General features: G+C 63.2%; 10 protein-coding genes and 3 rRNA genes. 6 read left to right on the top strand and 7 right to left on the bottom strand.

The window, feature by feature from the left end:
- Positions 1-27: 27 nt before the first annotated feature.
- The gene (locus ACX1NL_RS03480) at positions 28-741 is read left to right on the top strand and encodes a resuscitation-promoting factor Rpf1 domain-containing protein (protein ID WP_458898890.1); all 714 of its coding nucleotides are present in this window, start codon (positions 28-30) and stop codon (positions 739-741) included.
- Between the two features lie 268 nt (positions 742-1,009).
- Here the strand turns inward: ACX1NL_RS03480 and ACX1NL_RS03475 are convergent, their stop codons facing one another.
- Positions 1,010-1,204 carry a hypothetical protein gene (locus ACX1NL_RS03475; RefSeq protein ID WP_034999421.1) on the bottom strand — a complete coding sequence of 65 codons (195 nt, stop codon included), beginning with the start codon at positions 1,202-1,204 and terminating at the stop codon, positions 1,010-1,012.
- A gap of 53 nt (positions 1,205-1,257) precedes the next feature.
- Here ACX1NL_RS03475 and ACX1NL_RS03470 point away from each other — a divergent pair, with 53 nt between their 5' ends.
- Positions 1,258-3,315: a helicase-associated domain-containing protein gene (locus ACX1NL_RS03470; protein WP_458898614.1), complete on the top strand. Its 2,058-nt coding sequence runs from the start codon at positions 1,258-1,260 to the stop codon at positions 3,313-3,315.
- Here ACX1NL_RS03470 and ACX1NL_RS03465 read toward each other — a convergent pair.
- Positions 3,312-6,128 carry an FAD-binding and (Fe-S)-binding domain-containing protein gene (locus tag ACX1NL_RS03465; protein ID WP_458898613.1) on the bottom strand — a complete coding sequence of 939 codons (2,817 nt, stop codon included), beginning with the start codon at positions 6,126-6,128 and terminating at the stop codon, positions 3,312-3,314. The genes ACX1NL_RS03470 and ACX1NL_RS03465 overlap by 4 nt on opposite strands.
- 54 nt (positions 6,129-6,182) lie before the next feature.
- Between ACX1NL_RS03465 and ACX1NL_RS03460 the strand changes: the two genes are divergently transcribed.
- Positions 6,183-7,034, top strand: a complete 852-nt coding sequence (locus ACX1NL_RS03460) for an ABC transporter ATP-binding protein (protein WP_458898612.1) — start codon at positions 6,183-6,185, stop codon at positions 7,032-7,034.
- The gene (locus tag ACX1NL_RS03455; protein ID WP_458898611.1) at positions 7,034-8,227 is read left to right on the top strand and encodes an ABC transporter permease; all 1,194 of its coding nucleotides are present in this window, start codon (positions 7,034-7,036) and stop codon (positions 8,225-8,227) included. Before ACX1NL_RS03460 ends, ACX1NL_RS03455 begins: the two co-directional genes overlap by 1 nt.
- On the opposite strand, the gene ACX1NL_RS03450 is transcribed toward ACX1NL_RS03455, so the two are convergent.
- Both ACX1NL_RS03450 and ACX1NL_RS03445 read right to left on the bottom strand, forming a co-directional pair.
- Positions 8,224-8,517: a type II toxin-antitoxin system RelE/ParE family toxin gene (locus ACX1NL_RS03450; protein ID WP_181890025.1), complete on the bottom strand. Its 294-nt coding sequence runs from the start codon at positions 8,515-8,517 to the stop codon at positions 8,224-8,226. The genes ACX1NL_RS03455 and ACX1NL_RS03450 overlap by 4 nt on opposite strands.
- Positions 8,501-8,755, bottom strand: coding sequence for a type II toxin-antitoxin system ParD family antitoxin (locus tag ACX1NL_RS03445; RefSeq protein ID WP_181890024.1), 255 nt, complete (start codon positions 8,753-8,755; stop codon positions 8,501-8,503). Before ACX1NL_RS03445 ends, ACX1NL_RS03450 begins: the two co-directional genes overlap by 17 nt.
- 45 nt (positions 8,756-8,800) lie before the next feature.
- Between ACX1NL_RS03445 and ACX1NL_RS03440 the strand changes: the two genes are divergently transcribed.
- Positions 8,801-10,441: a DNA repair helicase XPB gene (locus ACX1NL_RS03440; RefSeq protein WP_458898610.1), complete on the top strand. Its 1,641-nt coding sequence runs from the start codon at positions 8,801-8,803 to the stop codon at positions 10,439-10,441.
- A gap of 11 nt (positions 10,442-10,452) precedes the next feature.
- A complete protein-coding gene (locus ACX1NL_RS03435) occupies positions 10,453-11,106 on the top strand; it encodes a DUF3239 domain-containing protein (RefSeq protein WP_458898609.1) in 654 nt (217 codons plus the stop codon).
- Positions 11,107-11,853: 747 nt separating this feature from the next.
- On the opposite strand, the gene rrf is transcribed toward ACX1NL_RS03435, so the two are convergent.
- The 3 genes from rrf to ACX1NL_RS03420 all read right to left on the bottom strand — a co-directional run bounded on the left by rrf (position 11,854) and on the right by ACX1NL_RS03420 (position 17,148).
- Positions 11,854-11,971, bottom strand: a 5S ribosomal RNA gene (gene rrf, locus ACX1NL_RS03430).
- Between the two features lie 174 nt (positions 11,972-12,145).
- Positions 12,146-15,228: ribosomal RNA gene (locus ACX1NL_RS03425) — 23S ribosomal RNA — on the bottom strand.
- Between the two features lie 402 nt (positions 15,229-15,630).
- A 16S ribosomal RNA gene (locus ACX1NL_RS03420) occupies positions 15,631-17,148 on the bottom strand.
- Together the 16S, 23S and 5S rRNA genes form the textbook arrangement of a ribosomal RNA operon.
- Positions 17,149-17,623 lie beyond the last annotated feature (475 nt).

Below are 17,623 nucleotides of genomic sequence, written 5' to 3'. Positions count from 1 at the left end.
GCGGTCAACGACGAGAGGAAACGAATCATGGGACGCCACTCCAAGAAGACCACCTCCACGGGCAAGAAGGCTCTGGCAGGTACCGCAGCAGTTGCAGCACTGGCAGGCATCGTCGCCCCGCAGGCAACCGCAGCACCGGATTCCGACTGGGACAAGCTCGCACAGTGCGAGTCCGGCGGCAACTGGGCAATCAACACCGGCAACGGCTACTACGGTGGCCTGCAGTTCTCCTACGGCACCTGGCAGGCGTACGGCGGCGGCGAGTTCGCGCCGACCGCGGACCAGGCCACCCGCGAGCAGCAGATCATCGTCGCTGAGCGCACCCTGGCACAGCAGGGCTGGGGCGCATGGCCGGCCTGCTCCGCGCGCTACGGCCTGAACTCCGCGCCGACCAACCGCGACGCGCAGGCCGCTCCGGCTCCGAAGCCGGCACCGGCCCCCGCACCGGCTGCTCCGGCTCCGGCCGCGCAGACCTCCTCCAACCGCACCGAGACCGATGAGCTGTACGCGAAGCTGCGCGACGCCATCAACGGCCTCGGCTTCCAGGTCCCGGCTTCCGTCCAGGACAACTACGCCGCGAACCGCAACGACTACAACGCGTTCTACACAGCCAACCAGCCGCTGGTGGACGCCGCCCTGGCCGGCGACTACGCCAAGGTCGCCCAGCTCGTCGGCGCCAACTTCAGCAACCAGGTCAACGACACCCTGGCTTCCCTGCAGCAGGCCTACCTGCCGCGCTAAGAACTACACGCCAAAACCCCGCCTCCGGGCGGGTTTTCTTTTGCCCCAGCCAGACCGTCTAGCACGGAGGGCAAACCTGCTAGACGATCACGATCCGCGCCATACGTTTCCCAAGGTCGTATTGCGCTTGATTGTCAATAAGCGCCGGATCGTCTAGCAGCCCACCGACTCTGCTAGACGATCAACGCAGAGACCACGCGCGCCCCCAGGCACACGAAAAAGGTGGCCCCGCCACGGGGGCCACCTTTGGTACGTCGCTAAGCGAAAGCTAGCGGTTGATGCGCGTGGTCGGGTGGACGTAGCCGGTCTCCTCTGCCTTCAGCGGCAGGATCAGCTCGTCGCCGAACGGGCTCGCGGCGCCGGTGAGCTTGGAGGAAATCTCGGTGACCGGGTGACCGTTACCAGGGGTGTGCGTTGGCCACGCCGGGTTCGCGCGACCGATCTTCTCTACATCTTTAGCCATGCCCCTCATTCTTTCACGCCGGGCAAGAAAACGCACGTAAACTCACCCCCGCAATGTCTACCTTCCCCGAAATCTTGCAGTCGCTTAGCGACGATCAGCTCCGCCTGCTCATCCGCACCCGGCCGGATGCCTTCTTCCCCACCCCTCCCTCGGTTGGGTCGTTGGCCACGCGCCTAGGGTTGCCCGGATCCGCGTCGCGGGCGTTGCGCCAGCTCACGGCCGCTGACCTGGCGGTGCTGGAGCGTCTCGCCGACGCCGGCGCGGAGCTGGACCCGGTGGACGCGGGTGAGCTCGGCGAGGTGACGCACCTGCGGGAACTCGCTTTGGTCTTCGGGCCCGATGAGGAGCTGCAGATCTCCCCCGGCACGCTCACCGCGCTGCCCCCAGGGTGGCGCGTGACGGACACGTTGCCGGAAGGCGCTGCCGAGGCGTTGGATACGCTGCCCGCCCGCGAGCGCAAGGTGTTGGAGACCCTGGCCTCCTCGGGCGGGGTGGGCACCACCTCGGCGGCCGGGCCCGACGCGGACCCGACGGCGCCGGTGCCCAAGCTGCTTGCGGCGGGCCTGCTGGTGCGGGTGGACGCGAACACTGTTCGGCTGCCGCGGCCGGTGCGCGACGCGATGCGCGGGATCACTCCGCGGGAGTTCCCCCTGGCACCGCCCGCAGTGGACGAGGTGGACCAGTCCGCGGTGGACGAGGCCGCGACCTCGGCGGGCTTGGACGCCGTGCGCCAAATGCGCCAGCTGGTCATGGCGCTCATGGACCGCCCGGTCACGCTGAACAAGGACGGCACCGTCGGCGTGCGCGCCGCGGCGAACCTGGAAAAGGAACTCGGCTTCGACCCGAGGCTATTGATCACCATCGGCGAGGCGGCGGGCCTTATCGGCCGAGGCAACGTCGACGACGAGGACGTGCTCGCCGCAACCCGCGACGCGCTGACCTGGATCGACGCCACGCTTTCGGACCAGTGGGCGATCCTCATGGTCGGCTGGGCCGCCTCCCCGTGGCGCGCCGACACCGACGCGAAGCTGTTGTCCGCGGACATGCACGCGCCCGCGGTGCGCCACGCCCGCACGACCATCCTGCGCCACGCGGGCCGGACCGACCAGTTGCTATTCCATGCCCCGCTAGAGGCCAGCGGGTTCTCCCCGCGGCTCATCCAGGCGGTGGTGGATGAGGCCCAGTTCGTCGGCGCGCTCGCCGGCACCCCGCAGCCGGCGCAGTCCTCTCCCCTGTTGGCGTTGCTGGACGGCCGCGATGGCGAGGACGTCGCCGCAGCGGCCAAGGAGCTCGTGCCGGCGTCCGTGGACACGCTGATTGCCCAGGGCGACATGACAATGCTCGCCCCGGGCCCGCTCGAGCCGGACATGGCGTCGTTTTTGGAGCGCATCGCCGAACTCGAATCCCCGGGTCTGGCCAGCGTGTGGCGGGTCACGGAGGCGTCGGTGCGCCGCGGCCTGGACGGCGGGCTCACCGCCGAGGAGGTCCACGCCTGGCTGGGTCGGCACGTCATGGGCGAGGTGCCGCAGGCGATCGCATTTCTTGTCGACGACACCGCCCGCACCCACGGCGCCATCCGCGCAGGCGCGGCGCTGAGCTACATCCGCTCCGCGGACCCGGCGCTGATCGCCACCGCCGCCGAGCGCTGCAACTTACGCGTCCTCGCCCCCACCGTCGCGGTGTCGGACCAGCCGCTGACCAAGCTCATGGCGCAGCTGCGTGCGGCCGGGATGCAGCCCACCGCGGAGGACAACACCGGCGCGACGCTGAACATAGCGCCCGAACCCGCGCTGGTCGCCGCTACCCCGTCTACCCTGCCGCGCACCCCAAAGGCCACCGAGGAGCAGGTCGAAGCCATCGTGTCCAAGCTGCGCGCCGATTCCGGCTCCGACGCGGACGCCGGGGCCGGCGACATCTTCGAAACGCTGCGGGCGGCGGCTCGGGCGCGGCGGCATGTGGCCGTCGGTTTCGTCGATAAGCAAGGGCGCGGCCGCACCCTCACCGTCCTGCCGCTGAGCGTGTCCGCGGGGCAGGTCGACGCACTCGACGAGGCCGCCGATCGCGTGGTGCGCATCGCACTGCCGCGCATCACCAAAGTGGTGCTGGCCTAGCGGCTGACGCGCTCCAGGATTTCCAGGATGTGCTCGTAGTCCTTACCGGTCGCGGCGGTCAGCCCCAGCTCGCAGGTGCGGTTGGACGAGGCGTGCGTCGCGGAGCCCAGCTCCTCGGCCTGCGCCGCCTCGCGCTTCGTCGCGGCGTGGGTCAGCTCCGGGTGCAGCATGCCGCGGTCGCCCGCGTAGCCACAGCAGTTCCACTCGGCGGGCACGCGCACATCTTCGGCCGCGGCAGCAGCGACGCGCTCCAGCGTATCGACGATCCCAAGGTGCGTCGCCGAACACGTCGGGTGCAACGTCACAGAGTCCACCTTCTTCTTCACCTCGAGGCGCTCGAGCACCTGGTCTTCGACAAACTCGATGGCGTCGATGACGGTGATGCCGATGACCTCGGCCATGTCGCGGAAGCCGTGCGTGCAGCTGGACGCGTCCACGACCACCGGCAGGCGCCCGCCGTCAGTGGCGGCGATGAGCTGGTCGTTGACGCGGCGCTGCATGATGTCGTGGCCAGTGCTCATGCCTTTCGACGCCCACGGGGTCCCGCAACACATCCCGTCGATGCCCTCCGGGACGGTCAGCGCGAGCCCGGCGCGCTCCACCAGGGTGGCGAACGCCTCGGAGGCGCCCACGCCCTCGCCCTGCGGCCCGAACATGGAGTTCACGCAGGCCGGGACGAACACGCCGGCCGGCTCCGCGCCCGGCGCGCCGATGCGGGTGCCGAACGCCTTGGAGCGCTTCTGACCGCCCTTGGACAGCTCGGGGCGGTACTGCGGCACGGTGTCCTCGCCCACCAGGGCGCGGGCGACGTCGGTGACCTTCTGCACCAGCTTGGTCGGCATGTAGTACGCGCCGGTCAGCGCCGCCGAGGCAAGCGTGTTGCCCGGCCCCCACGCCTTCGCCGCGGCCGCCCAGCCAGCGGATTCCGCGGCGCCCGCCTGGCCGCGGCGCAGGGATTTGATGAACTTGCCGGTGTCGATCTTCACCGGGCAGGCGGTGACGCACATGGAGTCCACCGCGCAGGTGTCGATGCCGTCGTACTGGTACGCCTCGTCGATGTGCGCAACCAGCTCGGTGTCGCCTTCCTGGATCGCCTTCGCGCGGGCGCGGCGCACCACGATGCGCTGGCGCGGGGTCATGGTGATGTCGCGCGAGGGGCACACCGGCTCGCAGTAGCCGCACTCCACGCACGAGTCGATCTCGTCCTCCACCTGCGGGTTGAGCTTGAAGTTTTTCATGTGCTCGCGCTCGTCGTCGGTGATGATCACGCCCGGGTTCATCACCCCGCGCGGGTCTGCGGCGCGCTTTAGCTCCACCATGACCTCGTAGAGTTCCTCGCCGTACTGGCGGCGCACGTACGGCGCCATCACGCGCCCGGTGCCGTGCTCGGCCTTCAGGTTGCCGCCAGCGCCGAGCACGAGGTCGACCATCTCTTCGTTGAAGCCGTCGTAGCGGCCCAGGTTCTCGTCGCCTTCGAAGCGGTCGGTGATGAGGAAGTGGATGTTGCCGTCCTTGGCGTGGCCGAAGATGACGGCGTCGTCGTAGCGGTAGGCGTCGAAAAGCTGCTGCAGCCCGCCGCAGGTGTCGGCCAAGTCGCCGACCGGCACGGCGATGTCCTCGAGCAGCGCGGTGGTGCCGGACGGGCGCGCCTCAGCGACCTGCGCGTACAGGCCCTTGCGGAAGGCCCATGCCTTGGCGGCCTCGGTGGCGTCGGTGGTGAAGGCGGCCGGAGTCTGCAGGTCGAAGCCCTCCAGCAGCTTCGCACCGGCGGTCTCGTACTCGCGCAGCTCGTCGGCCTCGTTGGCGTGGTACTCGATGAGCAGCGCAGCCTGGCCGGCCAGTTCGAAGCCGGTGATCTGCTCCGGCACAGAGTCGAAGGTGCGGCCGACCTTGATGGAGCGCGAGTCCATCAGCTCCAGCGTGGCGGCCTTGGAATCGAACAGCGCCGGCAGCGAGCGCGTCGCCGCGTCAAGCGTCAGGTACACCGCGATGGTGGTGGTCTTCAGCTTCGGCACCTCGATGGTGCGCAGCACGGCCTCTGCGATGAACGCGAGCGTGCCCTCGGACGCGACCAGCAGGTGCATGAAGATGTCCAGGGGCGACTCGTAATCCAAAAACGCGTTGAGGCTGTAGCCCATCGTGTTCTTCAGCGCGAAGTGGCGCTCGATGGTGGCCACGGATTCCTTGTTCTCGCGCACTCGCCGCTTCAAGCGCTCAAGCTTTGCGACGAGCTCCGCCTCCTCCCGCGCAAACTGCGCCTCCGCATCCGCGTGGGCGGTGTTGATGACGGTGCCGGACGGCAGCACGAACGTCATCGATTCAATGGTGTTGTAGGTGTTGTACTGCGTGCCGCAGGCCATGCCGGAAGAGTTGTTGGCGATCACGCCGCCCATCGTCGCCGCGCCCTCGGACGCCGGGTCCGGGCCGATCTTGCGGCCGTACGGGGCGAGGTGGGCGTTGACCTGGCGCACCGTGGAGCCGGGCTGGACGCGCACGCGCTTGCCGCCGTCAAGGACCTCCACGCCGCGGAAGTGCTTGCGCACGTCCACCAGCATGCCCGCGCCACCGGCCTGGCCGGACAGTGAGGTGCCGCCGCCGCGCAGCACCACCGGGGCGCCGGAGGAAGCGGAGGCGCGGAAGGCGGCCGCCACGTCGTGGGCGGTGCGGGCCTCCACCACCACGTCCGGGGTGTAAAGGAAGTGCGATGCGTCGTGGGCGTACTTGATCCGGTCGATCGGGCGGGTGGAAAGCGCCTGGTCAGAGCCGAGTTCGCGGGACAGATGCTCTGCGGGGGAGGAAATGGTTGTGGTCATAAATCCATGCTAGACCCCTGCACCCGCTGGCCTATCTTTTGTTATTTTCGACGTGTGACCACAATCGAAATCCGCGACCTGAACAAGCGCTTCGGCGACGTCCAAGCACTCGACGGCATGAGTTTCACCGTCCACGACGGCGAAATGTACGGCTTCGTCGGCTCCAACGGCGCCGGCAAGTCCACCACGATGCGCATCGCCCTCGGCGTGCTCGCCGCTGACTCGGGCGAGGTGCTCCTCGACGGCCACCCGCTTGACGACGACACCCGCCGCCGCATCGGCTACATGCCCGAGGAGCGCGGCCTGTACGGCAAGGAAAAGATCCTGGAGCAACTGGTCTTTCTGGCCAAGCTGCACGGCGTCGACGGCAAAGCCGCCAAGCAGCGCGGCACCGAGCTGCTCGAGGAGCTCGGTTTGGGCGAGCGCGTGAACGACAAGCTCGACGACCTCTCCCTGGGCAACCAGCAGCGCGTCCAGCTCGCCGCGAGCCTCATCCACGACCCCGACATCCTCATCCTGGACGAGCCGTTCTCCGGCCTCGACCCCGTCGCCGTCGACGTGATGAGCACGATGCTCACCGACCGCGCCCGCGCCGGCGTGCCCGTCGTTTTCTCCTCCCACCAGCTGGATCTGGTGCAGCGCCTGTGCGACCGCATCGGCATTGTCACCCGCGGCCGCATGGTGGCTGAGGGCACCGTCGACGAGCTGCGCGCCCACGGCCCCATCCGCTTCAGGGTGGGCACTCAAGCCCGCGGCTGGATCCCGGAGGGCATTTCGCTTATCGACGACTCCGCCACCCACGTCATCCTCGAAGCCCCAAGCGTCCAGGAGGACCAGCGCATCCTGCAGGCCGCCATGGCCGCCGGCCCAGTCCACGAGTTCACCCGCGTCGTGCCGGTGCAGTAATGCAGACTTACTCCCCCATGCACACCATCACCACCACCGCGGCGCGCGAGATTCAGATCCTGCTGCTGAAAAAGGGCGTGGTCATCACCTTCGTCATCCTGCTTCTGGCCATGGTCGGCTTCATCGGCTTCGCCTCCTGGCAGAAGAACAAGGACGACGCTGAGGGCGGCGACGCAAAGACTGCGGTGGCGACCGTAGGCGTCGATAAGCAACTGCTCGACGGCGCCGGGTACGACGCCCGCGAAACTGCGAGCCGCGACGACGCAGTGCAGCTGGTGCGCGACGGCGACGTCAAGGCCGCGCTGGTGGCCGAGGGCGACCAGTGGGAAGTCATCTCGGACGGCACGCCGTCGGCGGGCATCATGGAGGGGATGGAAGCGCTCGCCGACAGCTACACCCGCGCCGAAACGCTGAACACGCTGGGCATTTCGCTCGCGGATTACGAGGCGGCGTCCCGCAGCATCGACATCGTGCCGGTGGACGTGGACGAGGCCAGCGGCGAAGACTTCGAGCAGCAACTGCTCCGCCTGCTCACCACGTTCGTGGCGCTGATGGTGGTGATTTTCACCGTGATCACCTTCGCCGCCCAGGTGGGCAGCCGCGTGACCGAGGAGAAGTCCTCCCGCGTGGTCGAGCTCGTGCTCGCCTCCGTGCGCCCGCTGGATTTCCTGGCCGGCAAGCTGCTGGGCACGCTCGTGCTGGGCTTCCTGGCCACCGCCGTGCTGCTCATCGTCGGCGGCGTTGGCCTGAAGGTCTCCGGGCTCGTGGACGACATCGAATTCGACTGGTCCGTCCTCCCCGTCCTGCTGATCGCGTGGCTTCTGGCCATGCTGTTCTTCGGCGCCCTCTACGCCGCGGCCGGCGCGATGGTGCAGCGCACCGAGGACCTGCAGTCCACCCAGATGCCGATCCTGCTGCTCATCATGGCTTCCGCCTACATCCCCGGCTTCGGCTGGATGAACACCGATGCCACCTGGATGCAGGTGATGAGCTGGATCCCGCCGTTTTCCATCTTCGCCGCGCCGCTGTCGTATGCGGCCGGAGACTTCACCGCGCTGCAGCTGGCCGGCTCGTTTGTCCTCGCGGCCTTGGCGACGGCGCTGGCCGTGTGGGCCGCCGCCCGCATCTACAAGCGCACGATCCTGAACAACGGCAGCGTGACCAAGTGGTCGCAGCTGCTGCGCAGGGGCTAGGGGTCGATGTGCATCACTAGATCCATACTTTGGTGAAGCACACGGACCACATCGATCGCAGCGTCCTGTTCACGGTAGAAGATGATGTGGCTTCCTATCGCTTTCTTCCGGTAGCCAGGGCGCACTTCGTCCGCCCATCGCCCGAGCCGTGGATTTTCGCTGATGAAGTCCAGCATCTGGAGAATCCCGCCAACATATCGTTCAGCTTGATCCAGCCCCCATCGTGTGGCCGTGTAGGACCAAATTTCTTCGAGATCGACCTCTGCCTGGCGCCTAAGCCGATATTTCATGCTCGTTCTTCATTCGCTCTATAAACGCTCCCGGGTCAAAGTCCTGGACGACTTCGCTGTTTTCCCCCTTTTCAAGCGCGGCGTTAAGAAGAGCGAATTTCCTCTCTCGCTCCTCCACCAGCCGCAGGCCCTCGCGCAGGACTTCGCTGGCGGAGGCGTAGCGGCCGTCGTGAAGCAGCTCTGCAATGAATTTGTCGTAGCGTTCGCCGAGTACAACGGATGTGTTTTTCGCAGCCATGCACCGTAGACTACCAAGTCCTACTAACACGAAGGAGTAGATCGCATGGCTCTCGGCGACGGCCCCCTGATCGTCCAATCGGACAAGACCGTCCTGCTCGAAGTCGCGCACCCGGACGCGCCCAAGGCCCGCGCCGCGCTCGCCCCGTTCGCGGAGCTCGAGCGCGCGCCCGAGCACATCCACACCTACCGCATCACACCCCTGGCGCTGTGGAACGCCCGCGCCGCCGGCTTCGACGCCGAGCAGGCCGTGGACGTGCTCGAGCGCTACTCCCGCTTCCCGGTGCCGCAGGCGCTGCTCGTCGACATCGCCGAAACCATGGCCCGCTACGGCCGCCTCAAGCTGGTCAAACACCCCGCCCACGGGCTGATCCTAGAGGCGGACGACCCCGCGATCCTCACCGAGGTCACCCGCAGCAAGAAAATCCAGCCGCTCATAGCGAAGCCTATCGACGACACCACCGCCCCCGTCCACCCCTCCGCCCGGGGCCAGATCAAGCAGGAGCTGACCAAGCTCGGCTGGCCGGTGGAGGACCTGGCCGGCTACGTCGACGGCGAGTCCCACCCGATCGCGTTGAACCACGACGGCTGGGAGCTGCGCGACTACCAGCAGTACGCCGCCGAATCCTTCTGGGAGGGCGGCTCCGGCGTGGTGGTGCTGCCCTGCGGCGCCGGCAAAACCATCGTCGGCGCCGCATCGATGGCGCAGGCGCAGACCACCACGTTGATCCTGGTCACCAACACCGTCGCCGGCCGTCAGTGGCGCGACGAGCTGCTGCGCCGCACCACCCTCACGCCCGAGGAGATCGGCGAGTACTCCGGCGAGAAGAAGGAAATCCGCCCCGTCACCATCGCCACCTACCAGGTGGTCACCCGCAAGACCAAGAGCGAATACCGCGCGCTCGAACTTTTCGACTCCCGCGACTGGGGCCTGATCATCTACGACGAGGTCCACCTCCTCCCCGCCCCCGTCTTCCGCATGGCCGCGGACCTCCAGTCCCGCCGCCGCTTGGGGCTCACGGCGACCCTCGTGCGCGAGGATGGCCGCGAGGACGACGTCTTCTCCCTCATCGGGCCAAAGCGCTACGACGCCCCATGGAAAGAACTCGAGATGGCCGGCTACATCGCCACCGCCGAGTGCGTCGAGGTCCGCACCACGCTCACCGACGAGGAGCGCCTCACCTACGCCACCGCCGAGACCCGCGAGCGTTACCGTCTGGCGGCCTGTTCGGCGGGCAAGCTGGAGGTCGTCGATAGGCTTCTTGCAACGCACAAGGGGCAGCAGACCTTAATCATCGGCGCGTACGTGGAGCAGTTAGAGGAGATCGCAATGCGTATCGACGCTCCCCTGGTCGACGGCAAAACCACCACCAAAAAGCGCGAAGAGGCCTTCCAAGCGTTCCGGGACGGGGAAATCTCCACCCTGGTGGTGTCGAAGGTGGCGAACTTCTCCATCGACCTGCCCGAAGCCGCCGTAGCCATCCAGGTCTCCGGTACCTTCGGATCCCGACAGGAAGAAGCGCAACGCCTGGGCCGATTGCTGCGGCCCAAATCCGACGGTGCGGAAGCCGTGTTCTACACCGTCGTCGCCCGCGACACTCTGGACTCGGAGTACGCCATGCACCGGCAACGATTCCTGGCCGAACAGGGCTACGCGTACCGACTGGTCGACGCCTCCGACCTTTAGACTTGTATGCCATGAGTGGCATGAAGGTATTCAAGTTCGACGTCGACGAGGACTTTGCGAAGCAGCACAACAAAATGGTGCGCGACACCCGCAGCCTCGTCGCTTCCGGCATCGCGATCTTTGTCATCTCCGTGATCGTCGGCGTCGCCGTGTGGTTCCTGGTGGACCCGTCCTCGCCGTGGCACTGGCTCGGCAGCTTTGGCGCCGTACTGTTCGGCGTATTGATGCTGGTAGTGGCGCTGCTGATCCCCCGCAGCGTGGGCAAGACCCAGGAGATCTACGACTCCAACCCCCTCGCCCCCGCCATCATCACCGAGCGCGCCGGCACGACGGTGACCCTAACCGCGCTGGTGAACCTCAACGTGGATCCTGCCCTGCCGCCGCGTTGGGCCATCACCTCCCGAGTGATGCAGCCGCTCCCCAACACCTCCGACAAGGTCGGCACAAAGGTGCCGGTCGCAGCCGTGGGCGCGCAACGCTCGGCTCGCGACCAACAGCACTGGCAGACCATCACCCCAATGCCCATCGCCTGGGGTACGCCCGACGAGGCAGTGGTCGCCTCCGCTAGGAAGTCGATCCCCCAGGACCAGTGGTCCACGCTGGAGCGCGCCCGCAAGAAGGGCGAACTCGTCGAGCAGTCCAAGAACTCGCTGCTCGAGCTCTAACGCGGGTTGTCTCCGGGGGCTCGGGGTCGTTGTTCTCCGGGGGTTGTTCTTAGGGGTGCGGGTAGTCCGGCGGGAACGGTTTCGTAGAAGTTGACAAGCGGGTGGTTTTCGCCCGTTGTTTCCGCTGGTCGGGAAACGGTGTTGTCAGCTTTTACGAGACCGACGGCCGCAGACCTGCCACAGGGGGACGTTTCGTGGGCGTCCACCAATAATGGGTGCCGTCGCTGTTGTCCGCAATGCGGAGTCCGCAAGCCGAAAGGTTTAGCCACGGCGTCGCTGTAAGTGGGTGGTTGTGCACGAATCGACGGCGGGCCCGCGTTTCCCCAGGTGGGGTTTCAATCGGCGGGGATGTCGCTTTGTGTCGATTCGTGCAATTCGTGGGTGCGGACCAATGATGGGTGCAGGTCTGGTTGTCCGCAATGCGGAGTCGGGCCGGGCCCAGGGTTTTTGTGTGGGTGCGTTGTTGGTCGAGTGGTGGAGGTCGAGTTCACCGGTGTACACGGGCGTACTCGACGTCCGCTACTCGACTTTCGCCCCGCAGTAGGCGTCAACGTGGCAGCGCGTGCTGCCCCCGCGACCTATTCGGCCCCCAGTGAATGAGTCACGCCCCGCTGGTGGTTACGCCCGGTTGTCCGCAATGCGGGGACCAGACCCATACGTCACGGTCGGGGACTGTGCGCGCATACGAAAACACCCGCCGCACAAACGGTTGTGTTTGTGTGGCGGGTGCTGTGTGTGAAGTTGTTGGGTCGGCGGTAACCTACTCTCCCACTCCCTCCCGGGGGCAGTACCATCGGCGCGGGCGGGCTTAGCTTCCGGGTTCGGAATGGGACCGGGCGTTTCCCCGCCGCCATCAACCACCGACACACCTTATGGGGTATGCACGGCGCTGAGTGTTCAGCGTGTGTATGCAATTGAGTGTCGGCCAACCACTTCTTCGGGTTGGTGTGTTGTGTCAGTGACTGCACAGTGGACGCGGAGCATGTGCTCTTGGTTGTGTTCGTTTCGCGGTGTTCACACCCTGGTTGGTGTGCGGCGATTCGTGTGTTTATTGGTGTATTAGTACCGGTCGCCTCCACACATTACTGTGCTTCCAGGTCCGGCCTATCAACCCAGTCGTCTTCTGGGAACCTCAAATGAAACCTCATCTTAAAACAGGCTTCCCGCTTAGATGCTTTCAGCGGTTATCCCTCCCGTACGTAGCCAACCAGCCGTGCTCCTGGCGGAACAACTGGCACACTAGAGGTACGTCCGTCCCGGTCCTCTCGTACTAGGGACAGCCTTCTTCAAGTTTCAACGCGCGCGGCGGATAGAGACCGAACTGTCTCACGACGTTCTGAACCCAGCTCGCGTGCCGCTTTAATGGGCGAACAGCCCAACCCTTGGGACCTACTCCAGCCCCAGGATGCGACGAGCCGACATCGAGGTGCCAAACCATCCCGTCGATATGGACTCTTGGGGAAGATCAGCCTGTTATCCCCGGGGTACCTTTTATCCGTTGAGCGACACCACATCCACAAGTAGGTGCCGGATCACTAGTCCCGACTTTCGTCCCTGCTCGACTAGTCAGTCTCGCAGTCAAGCTCCCTTGTGCACTTACACTCTGAACACCTGATTGCCAACCAGGCTGAGGGAACCTTTGGGCGCCTCCGTTACATTTTGGGAGGCAACCGCCCCAGTTAAACTACCCACCAGGCACTGTCCCCAACCCAGATCATGGGCCAAGGTTAGATATCCACTACGGTCAGAGTGGTATTTCAACAACGACTCCACACACACTGGCGTGCATGCTTCACAGTCTCCCACCTATCCTACACAAACCGCACCGAATGCCAATACCAAGCTATAGTGAAGGTCCCGGGGTCTTTTCGTCCTGCCGCGCGAAACGAGCATCTTTACTCGTACTGCAATTTCACCGGGCCTGTGGTTGAGACAGCAGGGGAGTCGTTACGCCATTCGTGCAGGTCGGAACTTACCCGACAAGGAATTTCGCTACCTTAGGATGGTTATAGTTACCACCGCCGTTTACTGGGGCTTAAATTCTCCGCTTCGGACATGACGTCCTAACAGGTCCTCTTAACCTTCCAGCACCGGGCAGGCGTCAGTCCGTATACATCAACTTAACCGTCTTCGCACGGACCTGTGTTTTTGATAAACAGTCGCTCCCCTCTCTTCTCTGCGACCCACACCAGCTGCCGCACGTGAAGTGCTTGACTAGTGCAGGTCCCCCTTCTCCCGAAGTTACGGGGGCATTTTGCCGAGTTCCTTAACCACAGTTCACCCGCTCGCCTGAGTATTTTCTACCTGACCACCTGTGTCGGTTATGGGTACGGGCCGTATACGCACATCGCTAGAGGCTTTTCTCGGCAGTCCAGGATCACCAACATCACCCAACTATGGGCTACGCATCACGCCTCACACAAAAAACACCAGGATTTACCATGGTGTCGTGCCACACGCTTGCACCGCAATCCAATCAGCGGCTCGGCTACCTCACTGCGTCACCCCATCACTGACCTACAACGGATCAGGCCCCACGCATCACCGCCAACCAACCATCCTAAAAGGATGGCAACGGTCGGCGGGTCAGGGTGGTTAGTATCACCGCTTCGATACTGGGCGCGCATATACGGGTACGGGAATATCAACCCGTTAACCATCGACTACGCCTGTCGGCCTCGCCTTAGGACCCGACTCACCCTGGGAAGACGAACTTGACCCAGGAACCCTTAGTCATCCGGCGGGCAAGATTCTCACTTGCCATTCGTTACTCATGCCTGCATTCTCACTCGCATGCAGTCCACCGCTCCTTCCGGTACGGCTTCACCCCACACACGACGCTCCCCTACCCAACAGAAAACTGTTGCCGCGGCTTCGGCGGTGTGCTTGAGCCCCACTACATTGTCGGCGCGGAACCACTCGACCAGTGAGCTATTACGCACTCTTTCAAGGATGGCTGCTTCTAAGCCAACCTCCTGGCTGTCTTCGCGATCCCACATCCTTTTCCACTTAGCACACCCTTAGGGGCCTTAACCGGCGATCTGGGCTGTTTCCCTCTCGACTATGAAGCTTATCCCCCACAGTCTCACTGCAATGCACCACTTCACCGGTATTCGGAGTTTGGCTGACGTCGCTAAGATGATAGTCCCGCTCAACCAACCAGTAGCTCTACCTCCGGCAAGCTCACATCACGCTGCACCTAAATGCATTTCGGGGAGAACCAGCTATCACGGAGTTTGATTGGCCTTTCACCCCTACCCACAGCTCATCCCCTCAGTTTTCAACCTAAGTGGGTTCGCGCCTCCACAACCTCTTACAGCTGCTTCACACTGGCCATGGGTAGATCACCCCGCTTCGGGTCCAGGACATGCCACTTGCCACCCTATTCGGATTCGCTTTCGCTACGACTACCCCACAATCGGGTTAACCTCGCGACATGCCGCTGACTCGCAGGCTCATTCTTCAAAAGGCACGCCATCACACACAAACGGTGCTCTGACGGATTGTAAGCGCATGGTTTCAGGAACTCTTTCACTCCCCTCCCGGGGTACTTTTCACCATTCCCTCACGGTACTTAATTCACTATCGGTCACACTGAGTATTTAGGCTTACCGGGTGGTCCCGGCAGATTCACAGCAGATTCCACGAGCCCGCTGCTACTCGGGGAAAAACACAAACAACACAACCACACACACCTTCACGTACAGGACTTTTCACCTACTCCGGCGCACCATCCCAGATGCTTCCGCTGATGTATATGCATTGCGCGTGCAGTTGACAGCCTGCACCATTTGCGCCCCACAACACCGCACACGCAACCCCTGCCAGGTATCACACGCACACGGTTTAGCCTCATCCGCTATCGCTCGCCACTACACACGGAATCACAATTGTTTTCTTCTCCTACGGGTACTGAGATGTTTCACTTCCCCGCGTCAACCCCCACACAGACTATGTATTCACCTGCGGGTAACACCACACAACTGGTGCTGGGTTTCCCCATTCGGACATCCTCGGATCAACGCTTTGTTGGCAACTCCCCGAGGCATAACGCAGCCTCACACGTCCTTCATCGGCTCAGCATGCCAAGGCATCCACCATACGCCCGTAACAAAACACACGGACACACAAACAATCAAGGTACAAACACCAAAACACAAAAAAGAAAGATACTCGCGTCCACTATACAGTTCTCACACAACACAACCCCCACACACAACCAACCACACACAAGCAGCCAGCCGACATGAGGGCCCAACAGGAACAACCTTGTGCTGCCCCAGACACCCAACAGTGCACCAACGCATATTCTTTTGTCACGCAAACCGGTGTGACCACCCAACCCCAACACCACGTGAGCGCACAACCCTTATCAGGCCCAGCCGCACCACCATCGAAGCAGTGCAGTCATGACCTCGGTGTGTCTCCACCCGGCAAAATACTTTCGTGGCAGTCGCACACTCGGCGACTCAACCACACAACCAATGACCCACAACTGCGGGCACACAAATAAAAGCTCCTTAGAAAGGAGGTGATCCAGCCGCACCTTCCGGTACGGCTACCTTGTTACGACTTCGTCCCAATCGCCGATCCCACCTTCGACAGCTCCTTTTGACAGGCCACTGGCTTCGGGTGTTACCAACTTTCATGACGTGACGGGCGGTGTGTACAAGGCCCGGGAACGTATTCACCGCAGCGTTGCTGATCTGCGATTACTAGCGACTCCGACTTCATGGGGTCGAGTTGCAGACCCCAATCCGAACTACGACCGGCTTTACAGCGATTAGCTCACCCTCACAGGCTCGCAGACGCGTTGTACCGACCATTGTAGCATGTGTGAAGCCCTGGACATAAGGGGCATGATGATTTGACGTCATCCCCACCTTCCTCCGAGTTAACCCCGGCAGTCTCTCACGAGTCCCCACCATAACGTGCTGGCAACATAAGACAAGGGTTGCGCTCGTTGCGGGACTTAACCCAACATCTCACGACACGAGCTGACGACAACCATGCACCACCTGTACACCAACCACAAAGGGAAAGACCATCTCTGGCCCGGTCTGGTGTATGTCAAGCCCAGGTAAGGTTCTTCGCGTTGCATCGAATTAATCCACATGCTCCGCCGCTTGTGCGGGCCCCCGTCAATTCCTTTGAGTTTTAGCCTTGCGGCCGTACTCCCCAGGCGGGGCGCTTAATGCGTTAGCTACGGCACGAACCCCGTGGAAGGGACTCACACCTAGCGCCCACCGTTTACGGCATGGACTACCAGGGTATCTAATCCTGTTCGCTACCCATGCTTTCGCTCCTCAGCGTCAGTTACTGCCCAGAGACCTGCCTTCGCCATCGGTGTTCCTCCTGATATCTGCGCATTCCACCGCTACACCAGGAATTCCAGTCTCCCCTACAGCACTCAAGTTATGCCCGTATCGCCTGCAGTCCCGCAGTTAAGCTGCGGGCTTACACAAACGACGCGACAAACCACCTACGAGCTCTTTACGCCCAGTAATTCCGGACAACGCTCGCACCCTACGTATTACCGCGGCTGCTGGCACGTAGTTAGCCGGTGCTTCTTCTCCAGGTACCGTCACTTGCGCTTCGTCCCTAGCGAAAGGAGTTTACAACCCGAAGGCCGTCATCCCCCACGCGGCGTCGCTGCATCAGGCTTGCGCCCATTGTGCAATATTCCCCACTGCTGCCTCCCGTAGGAGTCTGGGCCGTATCTCAGTCCCAATGTGGCCGTACACCCTCTCAGGCCGGCTACCCGTCGACGCCTTGGTAGGCCATTACCCCACCAACAAGCTGATAGGCCGCGAGCTCATCCCACACCGAAAAAACTTTCCACAATGGCATCCAAACCATCGTCCTATCCGGTATTAGACCCAGTTTCCCAGGCTTATCCCGAAGTGCAGGGCAGATCACCCACGTGTTACTCACCCGTTCGCCACTCGAGTACCCCTGCAAGCAGGAGCCTTTCCGTTCGACTTGCATGTGTTAAGCACGCCGCCAGCGTTCATCCTGAGCCAGGATCAAACTCTCCACAAAAAGTTTCAGAAAGAAACAGGCCGTGAAAAGCCCAAACCCAACCAAAAACAAACCAACCAACACAAAGTGCTGGACTGGCAAAATCCAAAAATTACAAAGGTTCAACAACCAACCCCCAACCCGACGGGGCAAAAAGGAGGCTGGCCAAAAAATATACGTGAAACATGTTCAACCACACCCCACGCACACCGAACCAAACAGATGACGCGATCCATCATTGGAATTCAACCACGCCACCACCGGCACACACCCACAACAGGGCACACACCACACAGTGCACAAAACGAGGCAGGCAAACACACCCACGCAACAAAAGTACATTGGCACACTATCGAGTTCTCAAACAACACCAGCACACCCACCAACCAGAACGAAAAACGATCCCAGCCGGAAAAAGCGGCTTCGTCAGAAGCTACACAACCAACCAACCAAAAGTCAAACTCACGTTAAACCCCGGTTAACCAGAACGTAACCC

It is taken from the genome of Corynebacterium sp. CQ3829_602738 (genome assembly GCF_054478435.1).
This window is presented reverse-complemented; position numbering and strand designations above follow the sequence as displayed.